This window comes from Deinococcus marmoris DSM 12784 (assembly GCF_000701405.1).
GTDB classification, from domain to species: domain Bacteria; phylum Deinococcota; class Deinococci; order Deinococcales; family Deinococcaceae; genus Deinococcus; species Deinococcus marmoris.
Window position 1 is genome coordinate 56,677 of sequence record NZ_JNIV01000012.1, and the last position, 6,028, is coordinate 62,704.

The 6,028-nt window shown below is 64.3% G+C and carries 8 protein-coding genes and 1 pseudogene; 2 read left to right on the plus strand and 7 right to left on the minus strand.

The features are described from left to right. Window positions 1–11: 11 nt before the first annotated feature. On the minus strand, window positions 12–233 hold the full coding sequence (gene xseB / locus Q319_RS0104485) for an exodeoxyribonuclease VII small subunit (RefSeq protein ID WP_029480803.1): 222 nt from the start codon (window positions 231–233) through the stop codon (window positions 12–14). Between the two features lie 34 nt (window positions 234–267). On the opposite strand from xseB, the gene Q319_RS0104490 reads away from it, so the two are divergent. After that, complete coding sequence (locus Q319_RS0104490) at window positions 268–942, plus strand: flavin reductase family protein (RefSeq protein ID WP_029480804.1); 675 nt, start codon at window positions 268–270, stop codon at window positions 940–942. An 11-nt stretch (window positions 943–953) separates the two neighbouring features. Here the strand turns inward: Q319_RS0104490 and Q319_RS0104495 are convergent, their stop codons facing one another. Then, window positions 954–1,571: a DNA-3-methyladenine glycosylase family protein gene (locus tag Q319_RS0104495; protein ID WP_415813109.1), complete on the minus strand. Its 618-nt coding sequence runs from the start codon at window positions 1,569–1,571 to the stop codon at window positions 954–956. A 107-nt stretch (window positions 1,572–1,678) separates the two neighbouring features. Between Q319_RS0104495 and Q319_RS0104500 the strand changes: the two genes are divergently transcribed. Further along, entirely contained in the window at window positions 1,679–2,161 is a 483-nt protein-coding gene (locus Q319_RS0104500) for a YbaY family lipoprotein (RefSeq protein ID WP_029480806.1), read from the plus strand. 222 nt (window positions 2,162–2,383) lie between these two features. Here Q319_RS0104500 and Q319_RS0104505 read toward each other — a convergent pair whose 3' ends face one another. From Q319_RS0104505 to Q319_RS26845, 5 genes and pseudogenes are all read right to left on the minus strand, one after another. Continuing rightward, window positions 2,384–3,985: a S8 family peptidase gene (locus Q319_RS0104505; RefSeq protein WP_029480807.1), complete on the minus strand. Its 1,602-nt coding sequence runs from the start codon at window positions 3,983–3,985 to the stop codon at window positions 2,384–2,386. A gap of 366 nt (window positions 3,986–4,351) precedes the next feature. Next, on the minus strand, window positions 4,352–5,068 hold the full coding sequence (gene tmpR / locus Q319_RS0104510; RefSeq protein WP_029480808.1) for a bifunctional dihydropteridine reductase/dihydrofolate reductase TmpR: 717 nt from the start codon (window positions 5,066–5,068) through the stop codon (window positions 4,352–4,354). A 5-nt stretch (window positions 5,069–5,073) separates the two neighbouring features. Next, complete coding sequence (locus Q319_RS0104515; RefSeq protein ID WP_029480809.1) at window positions 5,074–5,481, minus strand: NUDIX domain-containing protein; 408 nt, start codon at window positions 5,479–5,481, stop codon at window positions 5,074–5,076. A 59-nt stretch (window positions 5,482–5,540) separates the two neighbouring features. Further along, window positions 5,541–5,747, minus strand: coding sequence for a hypothetical protein (locus tag Q319_RS26840; RefSeq protein WP_162178618.1), 207 nt, complete (start codon window positions 5,745–5,747; stop codon window positions 5,541–5,543). 7 nt (window positions 5,748–5,754) lie between these two features. Next, window positions 5,755–6,028, minus strand: a pseudogene (locus tag Q319_RS26845) (IS4 family transposase); the annotation flags it as partial.

The window sequence follows — 6,028 nt, forward strand, 5'->3', positions numbered from 1 at the left end:
GGAGTGGAAGTCTACTCCTCGTCTTCTTCTGGCTCTCCCCCATCCGCCCAGTCCCCGGCCAGCACGGCGCGCACAGCCTCAATGCGCTCACGGCACTGCGCGTAGGCTTCGCGGGCCTCTTCCAGCAGCGGCAGCACGCGGTCCAGGTCGGCCTCCCCGGTTTCCAGCTCGGCGGCGATCCGCGACAGGCGGGCATAGGCGTCGCGGTAGGAGGTCTGTATATCGGCGCTCATGGCCCCCCATGCTAGCGCCCGCTAGGCTGCCGCAGTGGCCCCCGAATCATTCACGCCCACTGAATTCAAACACTTTGACCTGACCGCCCTGCCCAACTCGGCCCGCTACAAGCTGCTGACCGCCACCGTTGTTCCCCGGCCTATCGCGTGGGTCTGCACGCTGGGAGCGGACGGCGTGACGAATCTGGCCCCCTACAGTTTCTTCGGCCTGATGGGGTCCGATCCGCCCATCGTGGCCTTCGCCCCTGGCAACCGCGCAGACGGCACGCCCAAGGACACGGCGCTGAACATTCCGTCCGGCGGCGAGTTCGGCGTGAACCTGGTCAGCGCACAACTGGCGCAGGTCATGAGTGACACAGCCACCGATTTCCCGCACGGCGTGGCCGAGACGACAAAGCTGGACATCCAGATGGAACCCGGCCTCAAGATCGCGGTTCCCCGCGTGCAGGCCAGCCCCGTCACGCTGGAATGCGTGGAAGCGCAGACGGTACAGATCGGCAAAACCCGCATCGTGCTGGGCCAGGTCATCGGCCTGAGCCTGCGCGCCGACGCCGTGCTGGACGAGGCGCAGCAGTATGTGGATACGGCAGCGCTGGACCTGATCGGGCGCATGGGCGGACGCGGCGGCTACACGCACACGCGCGATGGGTTTGAGATTGGGCGGATGACCTATGCCCAGTGGCAGGAACAGGAAAGCCCCAAAGACTGAGCCGCCTCGTATCAGCCGATCGGCTCCCCACCCGCCTTGACCCGGTGGCTGTCGGCCCACAGGTAACGGGCGGCCAGCGTGCGGTACGGCGTCCACAACGCCAGCACCTCGTCGGCTGGCGCATTCGGGTACAGCCGCGCCAGCCCCTGCCGCAGCGCCAGATCACCAATGCTGAACACGTCGGGGCGGGCCAGGGCAAACATCAGAAACATCTCGGCGGTCCAGCGGCCAATGCCGGGCAGCGGAACCAGGGCAGCGATGACTTCCTCGTCGGGCAGGGTGGCGATATGGGCGAAATCCACTGTGCCCGTCTGGACGGCCTCGGCAATGGCGGTCACGGTCCGCACCTTAGCCCACGACAGGCCCACCGCCCGCAGATCGTCACCAGGGGTTTGCAGCAGTGTTGCGGCGTCCAGCGTGCCCAGACGCTCCAGCAGGCGGGCGTGGATGCTGGCGGCAGCCTTCACGCTGAGTTGCTGGCCGTTCACGCTACGGATCAGGGTGCCGAAGGGGTCCAGCGTGGGCGTCAGCACTGGCAATTCGCCGTTGCGGGCGATCAGCTCCAGCATGGTGGGATCGCCGCTCAGATGCGCGGCAGCGTCGGCGTGGTGGAGCAGCGGCAGGGAGATGGACACGGCTGCATTCAAGCGCATTTCCGGGGAGCGCAGGGCCGCATCTGTCCAGCAAATGATTCTGCGGTCACAAACAGATCAGCCTCATGGGTCAGCATGGACCGATGAACCGTTTCGTTTCGACTGTCCTCGGCCTCGCCGTCTCCGGCCTCTTGCTGGCCCCCTCTGCCCTGGCCCAGACCCAGATCGGCGGCGTGACCCTGACCCCGACCAGGCCCCCGGCTGCTGCGCCCGCACCGAGCGACGACGACTATGACCGCGAATCCATTCCCAGGGGCTACCGCGAGGTCCGGGGCCGCGTGACTGGCCCCCGCGAGGGCCTGCGTCTGCCAGCGGGCAGCCAGATCATGGTCCGTCTGGTGGACCTGACCTCTGCCACGTCGCTGGTGGACATCAAGTTCAGCACCACCCGCCTGTCCACGCCGTACCAGATGGTCTACAACCCGGTACGCCTGAACAGGACGCACAAGTACGCCGTGCGCGCCACCATTGCCGACAAAAATGGCGAGGTGCTGTACTCCAGTCAGGATACGGCGCTGCCGGAAGGCGTGCGGGTTACGCTGAACGTGCCTGTGACGGCGCGCTGATACGGATTCCGTTTGTTTCGTGTAGAGATCGGGACAGCTCCGATCTCCACACTCCACGCCCGGAATCCGTTTCTCTCCTTCTCGCTCTGCTTCGCAGCTTTACAAGTCCGCTCGGATTAGCAGGTGTTTGCAACACCTTTTAATCGGAGTCCGTATGAGTCCAGGATAAAGCAGAAGGCGGAAAGCTCCTGAATCGAGCTTTCCGCCTTCTCTGTTGGCTCTCTACCGAGTTTCAGTCAGCGTGAAGCTGCCGCTGCCCTGGTACGAGTAAATTTCCCAGCGGTAGGTGCCGCTGCCCGCGTTATAACTCACGGTCTCATTGCTGCCCGAACCCTCGCTGGCCGCCACGTCCACCCAACGCCCGCCGCTCTGCTTTTGTAAGAACAGATCGAAATCGGTGCCACTGGGGCCGCTCAGCACGCCCCGGATGTTGCCGCCCGCGTCATTGAAGGCATTGCTATACACACTCTTGCGGCTGCCCACAGAACCCGTATAGGTGGTGGTTCCGGCGGCGGGAGGTGGGGGCGGCGGCGGGGTGGTGCCGCCTGCCGCGCCGGTGAACAGCAGTTTGTTGGGGCTGCCGGTGTTTGCGCCCGTGACCTTGTTCGGGGTGGTGTTGTTCAGCAACGTGCTGGTCACCGTGGCCGTGCTGGCCCCGGTGTTGCCCGCCAGGATCAGGGCCGCCGCACCTGCCACATGCGGGGACGCCATGCTGGTGCCGCTGATGGTGTTGGTGGCCGTGTTGCTGCCGATCCAGGTACTGGTGATGTTGCTGCCCGGCGCGAACAGATCCAGGCACGAGCCGTAGTTACTGTAACTGGCCCGCGCGTCGGTGTTGGTGGTGGCCCCCACCGTAATGGCGTTGGCGGCGCTGGCTGGAGAGACGTTGCAGGCGTTCTGGTTCTCGTTGCCCCCGGCCACCACCATCACCAGATCGCGCGCCGCCGCGTTGTTCACCGCGTCGTTGACGGCCTGGCTGAAGCCGCCGCCCAGGCTCATGTTCGCCACGGCAGGACCGGACTTGTTGTTCAGTGCCCAGTTCACGCCCGCGATCACGCCGGAGTTGGAGCCGCTGCCGCTACAGTCCAGCACCTTGACCGCCACCAGTTGCACGCCTTTTGCCACGCCCCAGGTGGCGCTGCCCACCGTCCCGGCGACATGCGTGCCGTGGCCCTGGCAATCGCTGTTGTTGCCGTCCCCGGTGGTGTTGGTCCCCCACACCGCCCGCCCGCCAAAATTGGTGTGCGAGGTATTGATGCCGGTGTCGATGATGTATGCCCTGACGCCACTGGCGGTGGTGGAATAGGTGTAAGAGCTATCTAGGGGCATGTTGCGCTGATCGGTACGGTCCAGTCCCCATGTGGCTCCGCTCTGGGTGGCAGTGGCGTGCATCACGCCGTCCTGCTCGATGTATTTCACGTCCGGGTTGGTTTGCAAGCGACTCAGGTTCTGGGCGCTCAGACGCGCCGAGAAGCCGTTCAGGGCCTGCGAGTAGATGTTCTGAACGCTGACGCCCTGCGGATCGAGGCCCAGGCTGCGGATCAGGCCGCCCGCGCTCTGGCTTTCCAGCGCCTGCGCCGTCATCCTGCCCGCCCCCTGGCTCAGGACCACGATGTACTGCCCCTCAATCGCCTCCGGGTTGGCGGTACCCAGCAGGGGGGCCTCGGTGCGGCTGCGCTCTGAGGCGGTATCTGCCCCCAGGGTGACGTCCTGTGCAGCGTTTGCTGCCACTGGGGCCATCTCGCCTGGCGCATTGCTCTGGCTGCCGCAGGCGGCGAGGGAAAGGGTGAGGAACAGCAGACCAACCGTGGTGCGTCCATTCATGCAAAACCTCCGGGAAAACGCCCCAGACCACAGCACGGCCCTGAGCATCAGAATCACTTCTCTGTGCAAAAGAGGGGATTCTGCGCCTGGTTTGAGCTGTCGTTAGGGAACTGAGGGCAGCATAAACGCACAGAGCAATTCGTATTATGAAAAATCCGACGCAAGACAAATGACAGCCAGTCGTAGGTAAATGACCCACCGACAAATAATCAGGATTTATTCTTGTCTGGTTTTGCTCAAGAGTAGAGGTGAAGCACGGTATCTCAGTCAATACGCATGCTGCCTCATGGATCAGCATCCATTTCAGCGGGCATTCTGAGTAGCTTTGACCAGCAAGCAGAGAGGATGAGAAGACCCACACCCTGATCAGAGATTCCAGCCCCCCGCCACTTCCAGTTCCTGCCCGGTCACGTAATCGCTGGCGCACACGAAATACAGCGCGGCGTCCACCAGTTCGGCCACCGTGCCCGCGCGCCCGGCGGGAATCTCGCGCAGGGGCTGGGACACGCTGGTCTCGATCACGCCGGGGCTGACCACGTTCACGCTGACGCCGCTGCCTGCCAGTACGGAGGCCAGCGAGCGCGACAGTTGCAGCACCCCGGTCTTGGCGATCACGTACGGCACGATGCCGGGCCGCGCCGTCAGGTTGTGTGCGCCCGCGTAGCCCAGATTGACGATGCGCCCAAAGCCAGCAGAGCGCATCAGGGGTGCGGCCTCCTGGCAGGTGGCGAAGGTGGAGGTCAGGTTGCTGCCCAGCATCTCGGCCCACTCGGCATCGCTGGTGTCCAGCAGCGGTTTGTTCACGTAGTTGCCCACGTTGTTGACCAGCACGGCCAGCGGCGATCCGGCGAAGGCGGCGTGCGCCCGGCGCACCAGTTCGCGGGCCTGGGCTGGATCGGTCACGTCGGCCTGCAAGGTCACGGCCTGCACCCCGGCCTCCTCGCACCGTTGCGCGGTTTCCTCGGCCTGATCCGCGCTGCGCCGGTAATGCACGGCGACGTGGTAGCCCTCGCGCGCCAGGGCCAGGGCCAGCGCCCGCCCGATGCTGTGGGCCGAGCCGGTGACCAGCGCCGTCCCCTTCATCCCCTTCACTCTGTCCCACGCTGCGCCAGCGCCACCAGCGTCTGCGTGTAGGTGTTGAGCGGGTAAGAGGCAGCCTCTACAAGCGTTACCCAGGCCCATTCCTCGATTTCCTCGTTGGGCGCAATTTCAGTGCTGTCCGTCCGGGCAAAATAATCGAACAGCAGCATGTGGCTGGGCTTGTGAAACTCCGGCGAGAGAACCGCCTCCTGCGTCTGGGCGTACTGAATGTCGCGCAGGATCAGCCCGGTTTCCTCGCGGAGTTCGCGGGCCACGGCGTCCAGCAGGCTCTCGCCCCAGTCCACCTTGCCGCCCGGCACGCCCCATAGCCCGCGCCATTTCGTCGTTCGCGCCAGCAACACGCGCCCATCCCCATCCGAGACCAACGCCCCCACACACACCAACGGCCTGTCCATGCGGCACAGGCTACGGCGAAAAGCGGGGCCAGGATGTGGGGCTGGCCACGGCAAAGTCTTCACGACAGCAGCGGCAGCAGTTCAGTCATCGGGGACAGATCGGCCAGTTTCAGATCCGCCACCCGCCGTTTCTCGCCGCTATAAACGGCGAATTCCGATGCCAGCAACTTCTTTTCCGAAGCCCAGCCGATGATATAGGCGTGGGCCGAGGCGACCACGGTAGTTCTCGGCTCGGCATTTAACTGGTAATGTTCAGTACCGGACAACTTGCGTTTAAGTGGCGCTGGGTGCGGAGAAAGGTTGATTTAAGAGGCCGAAGTATATTTCGGCCTGTGGGTGATCCCATCTCAGCGCTCTCGCCAGATATTGCCAGCCATACTGGACCACGCTGACTGCGCGACGACCATGCGCTTTGACTGGAATTGGTTTGGACGCATTCATCCAGACGCCCACCCGCAGACAGCACACCCAGGCCAGCGTGACCAGTCCAAACAACCGCTCTAATCGGTCAGCGTGGGTCACCGCTGACCGTTCCAGGTCAAAGCCA